General features: G+C 71.1%; 1 protein-coding gene. It reads left to right on the top strand.

Annotated elements, in window-relative coordinates:
• The coding region (locus E1294_RS55125; RefSeq protein ID WP_220448324.1) for a type I polyketide synthase at positions 1-15,558 on the top strand (15,558 nt) is incomplete at both ends.

The following is a 15,558-nucleotide window of genomic DNA, read 5'->3' as shown; positions in this document are numbered from 1 at the left end:
TGGTGGTCTCCGGTGATGAGGCGGCGATCGCGGAGATCGAGGGCCGGGCTGGGGTGCGGACGCGCCGGTTGCGGGTCTCGCACGCGTTCCATTCGCCGTTGATGGAGCCGATGCTGGCGGAGTTCGCGGAGGCGATCAGCGGTGTCACCTTCCACGAGCCGACGATTCCGGTTGTTTCGAACGTGTCGGGTCGTCTGGCCGAGCCCGGGCAGCTGACCGATCCCTCGTACTGGGTGGAGCACGTGCGTGGCGCGGTGCGGTTCGCCGACGGGGTGACCGCTTGCGGGGCGACCCACTTCCTGGAGGTGGGCCCGGATGGGGTGCTGACCGGGCTGGCACAGCAGAGCGTCGAGGACGCGGTGTTCGTCCCGGCGGTGCGTAGGGACCGTGACGAGGTCCGCGCGTTGATCGAGGCTTTGGGTCGGCTGCACGTCGAGGGCGTCACCGTGGACTGGACGGCTGCGCTGGCTCCCGGCCGGTTGGTCGATCTGCCGACGTACGCCTTCCAGCACGAGCGGTTCTGGCTGGAGTCGGGCAGATCGATCGGTGACGTGACGGCCGCCGGGTTGAGCGCGGTGGAGCATCCGATCCTCAGCGCCGCCGTGCCCGCACCCGACTCCGACTCCATCACGCTCACCGGGCGGCTCTCGTTGGCCGCGCTGCCCTGGCTCGCCGATCACGTGGTCAACGGCACGGTCATCCTGCCGGGCACCGGCTTCCTCGAGATCGCGCTGCGGGCCGCCGCGGAGACCGAGGACTGTGAGACGGTCTCCGAGCTGGCCATACAGGCCCCGCTCGTCATCACGCACGAGCACCCCGTACAACTCCAGGTGGTCATCGACGGCCCTGACGACGGCGGGAGGCGTGGCGTCGCCGTGTACTCCCGTACGGAAGGCGACCCCGCATGGCAGCGGCACGCCCAGGGAACCCTGGGCCCGGTCGCCGCCGAGCCCGCTTTCGACCTCGCGCAGTGGCCGCCGCCCGGCGCGCAGCCCATCGATCTCGGCACCCTCTACGACGACTTCGCGGTGACGGGCCTGGAATACGGTGAGGCGTTCCAGGGGCTGGCGGGTGCTTGGCAGCACGACGGCACGGTCTACGCCGAGATCGTGCTGCCCGAGCAGGCACAGGCGGGCTCGGAGCGGTTCGGTTTCCACCCGGCGCTGCTCGACGCGGTGCTGCACTCCATCACGCTGGGGGACCTGCTGCCGCGTACCGAGCCGGGCCGGCCGTTCCTGCCGTTCGCCTGGTCCGGCGTCTCCCCGCACGCGGCGGGTGGGACGGCGGCACGTGTCCGTACGACGGCGAAGGGGCCGGGCGAGCTGGCGCTGAGCGTCGCGGACCACACCGGCGCGCCCATCCTCACGGTGGACTCGCTGGTGGTCCGGCCCGTCACGACCGCCCTGCAGGCGGGGAGCACCCCGTACACGCTGGACTGGGTGACCTCGACGGCCGCCGGGCCGGAGCCGGAGCGGGTGCTGATGCTCGACGGCCTGTCGTCCCTGGACGAGGCGGTCGGACCTGACCGGCAGGTTCCCGAGCTGGTCCTGGCGCCGGTCGGGTCCGGCGAGGGCCGCGACAGGACGTACGAGGTGCTCGCGCTCGTCCAGGAGTGGCTGGCCGACGAGCGGTTCGCGCGGTCCCGGCTGGCGCTGGTGACCATCGGCGCGGTGAGCGTGACCGACGGCGAGGCGCCGGACCTGTCCACCGCGCCCGTGTGGGGGCTGGTGCGCTCCGCCCAGTCCGAGAACGCCGGCCGCTTCGTCCTCGTCGACACCGACGAGCACCCCGACTCGGCGGATGCGATGCTGCGTGCCTGCGCGTCCGGCGAGCCGCAGATCGCCCTGCGGCAGGGGCAGATCCACGTCCCCCGCATCGTCCACGTGACGAGCCCGCCCGCAACCGAGAGTTCGGGTGAAGCGGCGGGCGGGACCGTGCTGCTGACCGGCGGCACAGGAGAGCTCGGCGCTCTGGCCGCGCGGCGGCTGGTCACCGAGCACGGCGTACGTCACCTGCTGCTGGCCAGCCGACGCGGCCCGGCGGCGCCCGGCGCCGGCGCCCTGGTCGCCGAGCTGACCGAGCTCGGTGCGCAGGTCACCGTGGCCGCGTGCGACGTGGCGGACCGCGACGAGCTCGCCGCCCTGCTGGCGGGCATCCCCGACGGACACCCCCTGACGGGCGTCGTGCACCTGGCCGGGATCGTGGCCGACGGCGCCGTGACCTCGCTGACGCCCGACCACATCGACCGGGTCTTCGGGCCGAAGGCGGATGCGGCCTGGCACCTGCACGAGCTCACCCAGGACCTCGACCTGTCGTTCTTCGTGCTGTACTCGTCGGTCGCCGCCACGGTCGGCAGCGCGGGGCAGGCCAACTACGCGGCCGCCAACGCGTACCTGGACGCCCTGGCCCTGCACCGCCGGGCCCGGGGACTGCCGGCCGTCTCCCTCCAGTGGGGGCTGTGGGAGTCCGACAACGGCATGGCCGGTGCGCTCAGCCAGCTCGACGTGGCGCGGCTGGGCAGGGTCGGGCTCGCGCCGCTCCCCGTGGCGGAGGGCATGTCCCTGTTCGATGCGGCGATCGCCCTCGACAAGGCCGTGCAGATCGTGGCCCGCCTGGACACGGCCGCGCTGCGCCGCCAGGACGAGATCCCTGCGGTCTTCCGCGCCCTGGTCAAGGCCCCGGCGCGCAGGACGGCCGCGCCCAGGCCCGCAAGCGCGCGGGCCGACAAGGGCGCGCTGCTGTCGCTCATCCGGACGAACGTCGCGCACGTGCTCGGCCACGCCAACGCCGACACCGTGGACACCGGCACCGCGTTCAAGGACCTCGGCTTCGACTCGCTGAGCTCCGTCGAACTGCGCAACCGGCTCAACACCGCCACCGGCCTGCGGTTGCCCGCCACGCTGCTGTTCAACTTCCCCACCCCCGGCGAGCTGGCCGAGCACCTGTACGCGGAGCTCAGCGGCGCCTCCAGGGCCGAACAGGTGGCCGTACAGACCACGCCCGCCGACGAGCCCATCGCGATCGTCGGCATGGCCTGCCGCTATCCCGGCGGCGTGGCCTCCCCCGAGGACCTCTGGCGGCTGCTCACCCAGGCGGGCGACGCGATCACCACCTTCCCCGACAACCGTGGCTGGGACCTGGACGGCCTGTACGACCCCGACCCCGGCCACCACGGCACCAGCTACGCCCGCGAGGGCGGCTTCCTGCACGACGCCGACCGCTTCGACCCCGGGCTCTTCGGCATCTCGCCGCGCGAGGCGACCGCGATGGACCCGCAGCAGCGGCTGCTGCTCGAAACGTCGTGGGAGGCGATCGAGCGGGCCGGGATCAGCCCGAAGGCCATGCGCGGCAGCCGCACCGGCGTGTTCGCCGGTGTGATGTACCACGACTACGGCACCCGCCTGCCGCAGGCGCCGGAAGGATTCGAAGGGTTCGTGCTCAACGGCAGCGCGGGCAGCATCGCCTCCGGCCGGGTCGCGTACACGTTCGGCCTGGAAGGGCCGGCGGTGACCGTGGACACGGCATGCTCGTCGTCGCTGGTGGCGCTGCACCTGGCGGCGCAGTCTCTGCGGTCGGGCGAATGCGACCTCGCCCTCGCCGGCGGCGTGACGGTGATGGCCACACCCAACGTGTTCGTGGAGTTCTCCCGGCAGCGCGGCCTGTCGGCCGACGGCCGGTGCAGGGCGTTCTCCGCCGACGCCGACGGCACAGGCTGGGGCGAGGGCGCGGGCATGCTGCTGGTCGAGCGGCTGTCGGACGCCCAGCGCAACGGGCACCACATCCTCGCCGTCGTACGCGGGACCGCGGTCAACCAGGACGGCGCCAGTAACGGCCTGACCGCCCCGAACGGCCCCTCCCAGGAACGGGTGATCCGGCAGGCTTTGGCGAATGCCGGTTTGTCGGTTGCTGATGTGGACGCGGTTGAGGCGCACGGCACCGGTACGAAGCTCGGTGACCCGATCGAGGCGCAGGCCATTCTCGCCACGTACGGGCAGGACCGGGACCAGCCGCTCTGGCTGGGCTCGCTGAAGTCGAACATCGGTCACACGCAGGCCGCCGCCGGCGTGGGTGGTGTGATCAAGATGGTGATGGCCATGCGCCACGAGGTGCTGCCTCAGACACTTCACGCTGAGGAGCCTTCTCCGCACGTGGACTGGTCGGCGGGTGCGGTCGAGTTGCTGACCGAGGCCCGCCCGTGGGACGAACGGGACCGGCCACGCCGGGCCGGCGTCTCGTCGTTCGGCGTGAGCGGCACCAACGCCCACGTGATCATCGAGCAGGGACCGGCCGTTTCCGAGCCCGCCGTTGCCGTGAATGCTCCCGCCCTGCCCGCCGTGCCGTGGTTGATCTCGGCCAGCGACGCCGGCGCGCTGCACGAACAGGCGGGCAGGCTCGCGGCCTGGGCTTCGGCGAACGACGTCGAACCCGCCGTCGCCGGTAAGGCGCTGGTCTCCGCGCGGTCGACGCTGGAGCAGCGTGCGGTGGTGGTGGGTGCCGATCGGGACGAGTTGGTGGCCGGTTTGCGGGCGCTGGCCGATGAATCCTCCGCTGGGATCTCGGGCAGTGGTTCCGGTGGGAAGCTGGCGTTGTTGTTCGCCGGGCAGGGCAGCCAGCGGGTGGGCATGGGGGTTTCTCTCATCGAGGCGTTCCCGGTGTTCGCGGAGGCGTTGGACGAGATCTGCCGGGTGCTCGACCCGTTGTTGCCGCATCCTTTGCGTGAGGTGATGTTCTCCGATCCTGAGGGTGTGCTGGGCGAGACGGGGATGACGCAGCCTGCGTTGTTCGCTTTCGAGGTGGCGTTGTATCGGTTGCTGGCTTCGTTGGGTGTGCGGGCGGATGTGCTGGTGGGTCATTCGATCGGGGAGGTCGCGGCTGCTCATGTGGCGGGGGTGTTCTCGCTGGAGGATGCGTGTGCGCTGGTGGCGGCGCGTGCTCGGTTGATGCAGGCGTTGCCTGCCGGTGGGGCGATGCTGGCGGTCGCGGCTTCGGAGGAGCAGGTGCTGGCGTTGCTGGCTGGTCGTGAGGACCGGGTTGGTGTGGCGGCGGTGAATGGTCCGTCCGCGGTGGTGGTGTCCGGTGATGAGGCGGCGATCGCGGAGGTCGAGGGCCGGGCTGGGGTGCGGACGCGCCGGTTGCGGGTCTCGCATGCGTTCCATTCGCCGTTGATGGAGCCGATGCTGGCGGAGTTCGCGGAGGCGATCAGCGGTGTCACCTTCCACGAGCCGACGATTCCGGTTGTTTCGAACGTGTCGGGTCGTCTGGCCGAGCCTGGGCAGCTGACCGATCCCTCGTACTGGGTGGAGCATGTGCGTGGCGCGGTGCGGTTCGCCGACGGGGTGACCGCTTGCGGGGGGAGTTGCTTCCTGGAGGTGGGCCCGGATGGGGTGCTGACCGGGCTGGCGCAGCAGAGCGTCGAGGACGCGGTGTTCGTCCCGGCGGTGCGTAGGGACCGTGACGAGGTCCGCGCGTTGGTCGAGGCTTTGGGTCGGCTGCACGTCGAGGGCGTCACCGTGGACTGGGACGCCTACTTCGCCGACGTCCCCACCCGGTTCGTCGACCTGCCCACCTACGCCTTCCAGCGCCGGCGCTACTGGCTCGACGCCGGCTACGCCACCGGCGACGTCGCCTCGGGCGGTGGCCTGGTGGCCGTGGACCACCCGCTGCTGACCGCCACCGTGCCCGCCCCCGGAACCGGCACTCTCACACTCATCGGCCGCCTGTCGCTGGCCGAACAGCCGTGGCTGGCCGATCACGTGGTCGCCGGCCAGGTGATCGTGCCGGGGACGGCGCAGGTGGAACTCGCCGTACGGGCCGGTGACGAGACCGGCTGCTCGATGCTCGACGAGCTCACCCTCCAGGCGCCGATGGTCCTGCCGGAGCGGGGGAGTCTGCATCTCCAGGTGGTGGTGACCGAGCCCGACGAATCGGGCCAGCGCCAGGTGACCATCTACTCCAGGGCGGAGGAGAGCACCGACTGGCGGCAGAACGCCCAGGGCGTGCTCACCCAGGCCGCCCCCGCACCGGGCTTCGACCTCGCGCAGTGGCCGCCGCCCGGGGCCCAGCCCGTCGGCACCGGCGGCGTCTACGACGACCTGGCCGCGACCGGCATGGAGTACGGCGATACCTTCCAGTGCCTCCAGAACGTCTGGCAGCGGGACGGCGCCGTCTACGCCGAGATCGCCCTGCCGGAGACGGCCCATGCCGAGGCCCGGCGCTTCCGGTTGCACCCGGCGCTCCTGGACGCGTCCCTCCACGCCATCCCCATGGCCGGTCTGCTGCCGCAGGCCGACCCCGGACGGCCGTACGTTCCGTTCTCCTGGAACCAGGTGGCGCTGCACGCGGAGGGCGCGACGGTCCTGCGGGTCAGGATCGCGCCCACGGGCAACGACGGCGTGGTCGCCCTGACCATGGCCGACACCGCCGGGACGCCCGTCATGGAGGTCGGCTCGGTGACGCTCCGCCCGAGCTCCGCCGTTCAGGAGACAGCCCGTCACGACAGCCTGTTCACGATCGGCTGGGTGCGGCCCCCCGCCCGCGTGGCGACGCCCGCGCTGCCGTACGAGATCTTCGACGTGCCGATGTCCGAGACGTCGGCCCCGGACGCTGTCAGGCGTGCCACGCACGACGTGCTGGCCGCCCTGCAGGAGTTCGGCGCCGCCGACGAACCGGGGCTGCGGCTGGTCGTCGTCACGCGCGGCGCCTTCGCGGTGGGACAGGACGATGTCCCGAACCCGGCGCAGGCGGCGGCGTGGGGTCTGGTGCGGGCCGCGCAGGCCGAACAGCCGGACCGGTTCGTGCTCCTGGACCTGGCTCTGGACCCGGACACCGACTCCGCGAGTGTGGTCGCGCAGGCGTTGGCGACCGGCGAGTCGCAGGTTGCTGTGCGGGATGGTCAGCTGCTGGTGCCGCGTATGAGCCGGGTCGCGGATCTGGCCGGTCGTGAGCCGGTGTTCGGACCTGACGGAACCGTGCTGATCACGGGCGGTACGGGTGGGCTGGGCGCGCTGGTGGCTCGTCACCTGGTGACCGAGCACGAGGTCAGGAGGCTGTTGCTGGTCAGCCGGCGCGGGCCGGAGGCTCCCGGTGCGGCCGAGTTGGTGGCGGAGTTGTCGGAGCTGGGCGCCGGGGTGGAGGTGGCGGCCTGTGACGTGGCCGACCGCGACGCGCTCGCCCGGGTGTTGGAGGGCGTGGACGATCTGGTGGGCGTGGTGCACACGGCCGGCGTCCTGGACGACGGCGTCATCGCCTCTCTCACTCCCGAGCGCTTGGACGCGGTGTTGAGGCCCAAGGCCGACGCCGCCCGCCACCTGCACGAGCTCACGCAACATCTGAACCTGAAAGCGTTCGTGCTCTTCTCCTCCCTCTCCGGGGTGCTCGGCAGTGCCGGACAGGGCAACTACGCCGCCGCCAACACGTCGCTGGACGCGCTCGCCCAGCTGCGGCGGGCTCAGGGGCTTCCGGCCACCTCGCTGGCCTGGGGCCTGTGGGCGACCGGCGGCATGGCGGGCGAGCTCGACGAGTCCGGCCTGCGCCGCCTCGAACGCGGCGGCATCATGCCCATGCCCATCGCCGACGGGCTCACCCTGTTCGACGTCGCGGTCCACGCACAACACCCCGTCCTGGTCCCTGCCGTGCTGAGCATGCCGGCGCTCCAGGCCCAGGCACACGCGGGTACGCTGCCCGCGCTCCTGCACGGGTTGGTCCGCGTGCCCACGCGCAGGGCGAGCACGGTCGGCACGAACCCGACCGACCTCCTCCACCTGGTCCGCACCCATGCGGCGACCGTGCTCGGCTTCGACGGCGCGGAGGCGGTCGACCCGAGCAAACGGTTCCAGGAACTTGGCTTCGACTCCCTGACGGCCGTCGAGTTCCGCAACCAGCTGAACGCGGCCACCGGGCTGCGCCTGCCGGCCACCCTCGTCTTCGACTGCCCGACGGCCGAGGCCGTGGCACAGTTCCTGGCGGACGAGCTGGCCGGCGGCCAGGCGGCGCAGGCCGTGGTTGCTGCTCCCGCGGCGGTCGACGAGCCGATCGCGATCGTGGGGATGGCGTGCCGGTATCCGGGTGGTGTGCTGTCGCCGGAGGACCTGTGGGAGCTGGTGGCGCAGGCTCGTGACGGGGTGGGGGAGTTCCCCGCCGACCGTGGCTGGGACCTGGACAAGCTCTACAACCCCGATCCGGACAGCCGGGGCACCTCGTACGCGCGGCACGGCGGGTTCCTGTACGACGCCGCCCAGTTCGATCCGGGGTTCTTCGAGATCTCGCCGCGCGAAGCCCTCGCTATGGACCCGCAGCAGAGGCTGCTCCTGGAGACGTCGTGGGAGGCGATCGAGCGGGCCGGGATCAGCCCGACCCGGTTGCGCGGCAGCCGGACCGGCGTGTTCGCCGGGGTCATGTACCACGACTACGCGCCCCAACTGTCGGCTGTGCCAGGTGAGCTCGAAGGGCTCATCGGCACGGGCAGCTCGGGCAGCATCGCCTCCGGCCGGGTGTCCTACAGCCTGGGCCTGGAAGGCCCCGCCGTCACGGTCGACACGGCCTGCTCCTCCTCGCTGGTGGCCCTGCACCTGGCAGTCCAGGCGTTGCGGTCGGGCGAGTGCGACATGGCGCTGGCCGGCGGCGTGACGGTGATGGCCACGCCCGGCACCTTCGTGGAGTTCTCGCGCCAGCGCGGCCTGTCCCCGGACGGCCGGTGCAAGGCGTTCTCCGCTGACGCCGACGGCACAGGCTGGGGCGAGGGCGTCGGCATGCTCCTGGTGGAGCGGTTGTCGGATGCGGAACGGAACGGGCATCGGGTGCTCGCCGTGGTGCGGGGCAGCGCGGTCAATCAGGATGGTGCGAGTAACGGGTTGACGGCGCCGAATGGTCCGTCGCAGCAGCGGGTGATCCGGCAGGCGCTGGCGAACGCCGGGTTGTCGGCGGCGGATGTGGATGCGGTGGAGGCGCACGGCACCGGTACGAAGCTCGGTGATCCGATCGAGGCGCAGGCACTCATCGCTACGTACGGTCAGGACCGGGAGGAGCCGCTGTGGCTCGGCTCGGTGAAGTCGAACATCGGTCATACGCAGGCCGCCGCCGGTGTGGGTGGTGTGATCAAGATGGTCATGGCACTGCGCAACGGGATGCTGCCTCAGACGCTTCATGTGGGTGAGCCGTCGCCGCATGTGGACTGGTCTGCGGGCGCGGTGAAGCTGTTGACCGAGCCGCAGCCGTGGCAGGAGAACGGGCACGCCCGCCGGGCCGCTGTGTCGTCGTTCGGGATCAGCGGCACGAACGCGCACGTGATCATTGAGCAGGGTCCGGTGGAGCCGGAGCCCGAGCCGGTGGCACAGATGCCGGTGGTGCCGTGGCTGGTGTCGGCGAAGAGTCTGGAAGGCCTTGAGGGGCAGGCTGGTCGGCTCGCGTCGTGGATCACGGCGCGACCGGAGCTGGACGTCGCTGATGTGGCGTGGTCGTTGGCGTCGGGCCGGGCGGTGCTGGAGCAGCGTGCGGTGGTGGTGGGTGCTGATCGGGACGAGTTGCTGGCCGGGTTGCGGGCGCTGGCTGATGATCCCTCTGCGGGGATCTCGGGGAGTGGTTCCGGTGGGAAGCTGGCGCTTTTGTTCGCGGGTCAGGGGAGTCAGCGGGTCGGCATGGGCCGCGAGCTCGCGGTGGCGTTCCCGGTGTTCGCGCAGGCGTTGGAGGAGATCTGCGCCCTGTTCGAGCCGTTGTTGCCGTATTCGTTGCGTGAGGTGATGTTCTCCGATCCGGGGGGTGTGCTGGGCGAGACGGGGATGACGCAGCCGGCGTTGTTCGCTTTTGAGGTGGCGTTGTATCGGCTGCTGGCGTCGCTGGGGGTTCGGGCGGATGTGCTGGTGGGTCATTCGATCGGGGAGGTCGCGGCTGCTCATGTGGCGGGGGTGTTCTCGCTGGGGGATGCGTGTGCGCTGGTGGCGGCGCGGGCTCGGTTGATGCAGGCGCTGCCTGCTGGTGGCGCGATGCTGGCCGTGGCCGCTCCGGAGGCGGATGTCCTGCCGATGCTCGACGGGTACGAGGACCGGGCCGGGATCGCGGCGGTGAATGGTCCGGCCGCGGTGGTGGTGTCGGGTGACGAGGCGGCGATCGCGGAGATCGAGGGCCGGGCGCAGGTGCGTACGCGCCGGTTGCGGGTCTCGCATGCGTTTCATTCGCCGTTGATGGAGCCGATGCTGGCGGAGTTCGCCGAGGCGATCAGCGGGGTCACCTTCCACGAGCCGACCATTCCGGTGATCTCGAATGTGTCGGGTTGTCTGGCTGTGCCTGGGCAGCTGACGGATCTCTCGTACTGGGTGGAGCATGTGCGGGGTGCGGTGCGGTTCGCCGATGGGGTGGCGGCTTGCGGGGCGAGCGTCTTTCTGGAGGTGGGTCCGGATGGGGTGCTGACGGGGTTGGCGCAGCAGAGTATCGACGCGGTGTTCGTCCCGGCTGTGCGTAAGGACCGTGAGGAGGTCCGCGCGCTGGTCGAGGCTTTGGGCCGGCTGCACGTCGAGGGCGTCACCGTGGACTGGACGGCAACGCTGACCCCAGGCCGGTTCGTGGACTTGCCGACCTATGCCTTCCAGCACGAGCGGTTCTGGGTGCCGGTCAGTCCTGACTCCGGTGACGTGGACGCCGCCGGGTTGGGCGCCATCGACCATCCCATGCTCCGCGCCGCCATCTCCGCACCGGACTCCGACACCCACACCTTCACGGGCCGGTTGTCGCTCGCCGCCCAGCCGTGGCTGGCCGATCACCAGGTCAACGGCCGGGTGGTGGTGCCGGGCGCGGCGCTGGTGGAGCTGGCACTCCGTGTCGGCCAGGAACTGGCCTCCCCGCACCTGCTCGAACTGACCCTCCAGGCACCCCTTCTGGTGCCTGCCGACGGCGGAGTACACGTGCAGTTGGTGGCCGGGCCATGCGATGAGTCGGGTGGCCGCCCGGTGAGCATCCACTCCCGCAACGCCAGCGCGGGAGAGTGGGTCCAGCACGGGCAGGGCGTCTTGGCCGGTCAGACGGAGCAGCCACTGCTCGGGCTGGCGCAATGGCCGCCGGCCGATGCCCGGCCGATCGACGTCGAGCACGTGTATGACGATCTGGCCGTGTCAGGCCTCGAGTACGGGCCGCTCTTCCAGGGGCTGGTGGCTGCCTGGCAGCACGAGGACGCGGTGTTCGCCGAGATCGCCCTTCCCGAGCGGGCGCACGCCGACGCAGGGTTGTTCGGGTTGCACCCGGCGTTGCTGGACGCGTCGTTGCACGCTGCGGCGCTGGGCGATCTGGTGCCGAGAGCGGAGTCGGGGCGGCCGTATCTGCCGTTCGCCTGGAGCGGTGTCTCGCTGCACGCGGCGGGCGCGCCCGGTCTGAGGGTCAAGGTCACCCGAGGAGCTTCCGACACCAGCATCACGTTGAGCATCGCGGACGAGACCGGTGTCCCGGTGGCCGAGATCGACGCGCTCACCCTGAGGCCAGTGTCGACGGCCGAGCTCAGCGCGTCAGAAAGCCAGGGCTTGCTGCACCAGCTCGAGTGGACCGCGGCCCCGGCCGCCGCCGAGCAGGACGCGCTCCGGTGGCTGGTGCTGGGCACCGACGACCTCGGCACCGGGGCGGAGGTCCACCCGGATCTGGCCTCCGTCGACGCGGCGGACGTGCCGGACGCGGTCCTGACCCGTTGCACAGGCGCGGAGTTGCACGCCACGACCCATGCGGCGCTGGCGCTGGCGCAGGATTGGCTCGCCGACGAGCGCACGGCGTCGTCGCGGCTGGTCATCGTCACCCGTGGCGCGGTGGCCGTGAACGCGGACGAGGACGTGGACCTGGGCCTGGCGCCCGTGTGGGGTCTGGTGCGGGCGGCGCAGTCCGAGCAGCCCGGCCGGTTCGTGCTCCTGGACGCCGACACCGAGCGGCTCGACGCCGAGACGGTCGGCCAGGCGTTGGCGACCGGCGAGTCGCAGGTCGCTGTGCGGGACGGTCAGCTGCTGGTGCCACGAATGAGCCGGGTCGCGGATCTGGCCGATCGTGAGCCCGTGTTCGGGCCCGAGGGCCCCGAAGGCACGGTGCTGGTCACCGGTGGTACGGCCGGGCTGGGCGCGCTGGTGGCTCGTCACCTGGTGACCGAGCACGAGGTCAGGAACCTGTTGCTGGTCAGCCGGCGCGGGCCGGACGCGCCCGGTGCGGCCGAGCTGGTGGCGGAGCTGTCGGAGCTGGGTGCCGCGGTCGACGTGGCCGCTTGCGACGTGGCCGACCGCGACGCGCTCGCCCGGGTGTTGGAGGGCGTGGACGATCTGGTGGGCGTGGTCCATACGGCCGGCGTCCTGGACGACGGCGTCATCGCGTCCCTCACTCCCGAACGTCTGGACGCGGTGTTGAGGCCCAAGGCCGACGCCGCCCGCCACCTGCACGAGCTCACGCAACACCTGAACCTGAAAGCGTTCGTGCTCTTCTCCTCGCTGGCCGGTGTGCTCGGCAGCGCGGGCCAGGCCAACTACGCCGCGGCCAACACGTACCTGGACGCCCTGGCGCACCACCGCAGAGTGCACGGCCTGCCGGCCACCTCGCTGGCCTGGGGCCTGTGGGCGACCGGCGGCATGGCGGGCGAGCTCGACGAGTCCGACCTGCGCCGCATGGAGCGCGCGGGTGTGAAGCCGCTGTCCATCGACGACGGGCTGGCCCTCTTCGACACCGCCGTGTCCTCGGGCAAGGCCGCGCTGATCCCCGCGCGGTTCGTCCAGGCCCGGACCGGCAGCCGCTCCGCGGTGCGCCGCGCGGGTTCGTCCGCCGGGCTCGCGCAGCGCCTGGCCGCGCTGAGCCCAGCAGAACGCCTGACGACGCTCTCGGACCTGGTACGCGGCACCGCGGCCACGGTACTCGGCTTCGCGGACGGGTCGGCGATCGACCGGCAGCGCCAGTTCCAGGAGCTCGGCTTCGACTCCCTGACGGCCGTCGAGTTCCGTAACCAGCTCACGGCGGCCACCGGGCTGCCGCTCCCGGCCACGCTCATCTTCGACTACCCGACCGCTGAGACGGTGGCGGAGTTCCTGGCGGACGAACTGTTCGGCGGGCAGGCGGCGCAGGCCGTCGTGGCAGCGACCGCGGTCGACGAGCCCATCGCGATCGTGGGAATGGCCTGTCGCTATCCCGGCGGCGTGCTGTCGCCGGAGGACCTTTGGGCGCTGGTCGCACAGGCTCAGGACGCCATCGGAGACTTCCCCGCGGACCGCGGCTGGGACGTCGAAGGAGTGTACGGGCCGGAGCCTGGCACGCCGGGGAAGACCTACGCGCGGCACGGCGGGTTCCTGTATGACGCGGCTGAGTTTGATCCGGGGTTTTTCGGGATTTCGCCGCGTGAGGCGTTGGCGATGGATCCGCAGCAGCGGTTGTTGTTGGAGGCGTCGTGGGAGGCGGTTGAGCGGGCGGGGATTGATCCGACGGGGTTGCGGGGGAGTCGGACGGGTGTGTTCGCGGGGGTGATGTATCACGATTATGGGTTGGGGACGCCGGCGAATACGAGTGGTGGGAGTTTGGTGTCGGGCCGGGTGTCGTACACGTTGGGGCTGGAAGGTCCTGGGGTGACGGTGGATACGGCGTGTTCGTCGTCTTTGGTGGCGTTGCATTGGGCGGCGCAGGCGTTGCGGTCGGGTGAGTGTGATCTGGCGTTGGCCGGTGGTGTGACGGTGATGTCGACGCCGGGGATGTTCATTGAGTTTTCGCGTCAGCGGGGGTTGGCGCCGGATGGGCGGTGTAAGGCGTTCTCGGCTGGTGCTGATGGCACGGGTTGGGGTGAGGGCGTTGGTGTGCTGCTGGTGGAGCGGTTGTCGGATGCTCGGCGGCTGGGGCATCGGGTGCTGGCGGTCATCCGGGGTAGTGCGGTCAATCAGGATGGTGCGAGTAATGGGATCACGGCGCCGAATGGTCCGTCGCAGCAGCGGGTGATCCGGCAGGCTTTGGCGAATGCCGGTTTGTCGACGGCGGATGTGGACGCGGTGGAGGCGCACGGCACCGGCACGACCCTGGGCGACCCGATCGAGGCTCAAGCACTGCTGGCGACCTATGGCCAAGAGCGGCCTGACGATCGGCCCGTGTGGCTGGGGTCGCTGAAGTCGAACATCGGTCACACGCAGGCCGCCTCAGGTGTGGGCGGTGTGATCAAGATGGTGATGGCGCTGCGCAACGGGGTGTTGCCGAAGACGTTGCACGCTGAGGAGCCTTCTCCGCACGTGGACTGGTCGGCGGGTGCGGTGAAGCTGCTGACCGAGCCGCAGCCGTGGCAGGAGAACGGGCACGCCCGCCGGGCTGCTGTGTCGTCGTTCGGGATCAGCGGCACGAACGCGCACGTGATCATCGAGCAGGGTCCGGTTGCGGAGCCGGAGCCCGAGCCGGTGGCACAGATGCCGGTGGTGCCGTGGCTGGTGTCGGCGAAGAGTCTGGAAGGCCTTGAGGGGCAGGCTGGTCGGCTCGCGTCGTGGATCACGGCGCGACCGGAGCTGGACGTCGCTGATGTGGCGTGGTCGTTGGCGTCGGGCCGGGCGGTGCTGGAGCAGCGTGCGGTGGTGGTGGGTGCCGATCGGGACGAGTTGGTGGCCGGTTTGCGGGCGCTGGCCGATGATCCCTCCGCTGGGATCTCGGGCAGTGGTTCCGGTGGGAAGCTGGCGTTGTTGTTCGCGGGGCAGGGTAGTCAGCGGGTCGGTATGGGCCGGGAGCTGGCCGAGGCGTTCCCCGTGTTCGGGGCTGAGCTGGACGAGATCTGCCGGGTGCTCGGCCCGTTGTTGCCGCATCCTTTGCGTGAGGTGATGTTCTCCGATCCTGAGGGTGTGCTGGGCGAGACGGGGATGACGCAGCCTGCGTTGTTCGCTTTCGAGGTGGCGTTGTATCGGTTGCTGGCTTCGTTGGGTGTGCGGGCGGATGTGCTGGTGGGTCATTCGATCGGGGAGGTCGCGGCTGCTCATGTGGCGGGGGTGTTCTCGCTGGAGGATGCGTGTGCGCTGGTGGCGGCGCGTGCTCGGTTGATGCAGGCGTTGCCTGCCGGTGGGGCGATGCTGGCGGTCGCGGCTTCGGAGGAGCAGGTGCTGGCGTTGCTGGCTGGTCGTGAGGACCGGGTTGGTGTGGCGGCGGTGAATGGTCCGTCCGCGGTGGTGGTGTCCGGTGATGAGGCGGCGATCGCGGAGATCGAGGGCCGGGCTGGGGTGCGGACGCGCCGGTTGCGGGTCTCGCACGCGTTCCATTCGCCGTTGATGGAGCCGATGCTGGCGGAGTTCGCGGAGGCGATCAGCGGTGTCACCTTTCACGAGCCGACGATCCCGGTTGTTTCGAACGTGTCGGGTCGTCTGGCCGAGCCTGGGCAGCTGACCGATCCCTCGTACTGGGTGGAGCATGTGCGTGGCGCGGTGCGGTTCGCCGACGGGGTGACCGCTTGCGGGGCGACCCACTTCCTGGAGGTGGGCCCGGATGGGGTGCTGACCGGGCTGGCGCAGCAGAGCGTCGAGGACGCGGTGTTCGTCCCGGCGGTGCGTAGGGACCGTGACGAGGTCCGCGCCCTGATCGAGGCGCTGGGCCGACTGCATGTTCACG

Origin of the sequence: Nonomuraea diastatica, assembly GCF_004349015.1 — a bacterium.
Classification (GTDB): domain Bacteria; phylum Actinomycetota; class Actinomycetes; order Streptosporangiales; family Streptosporangiaceae; genus Nonomuraea; species Nonomuraea diastatica.
The sequence above is the reverse complement of the archived record's forward strand: the minus strand, read 5'-3'. Positions and strand labels throughout refer to the sequence as shown.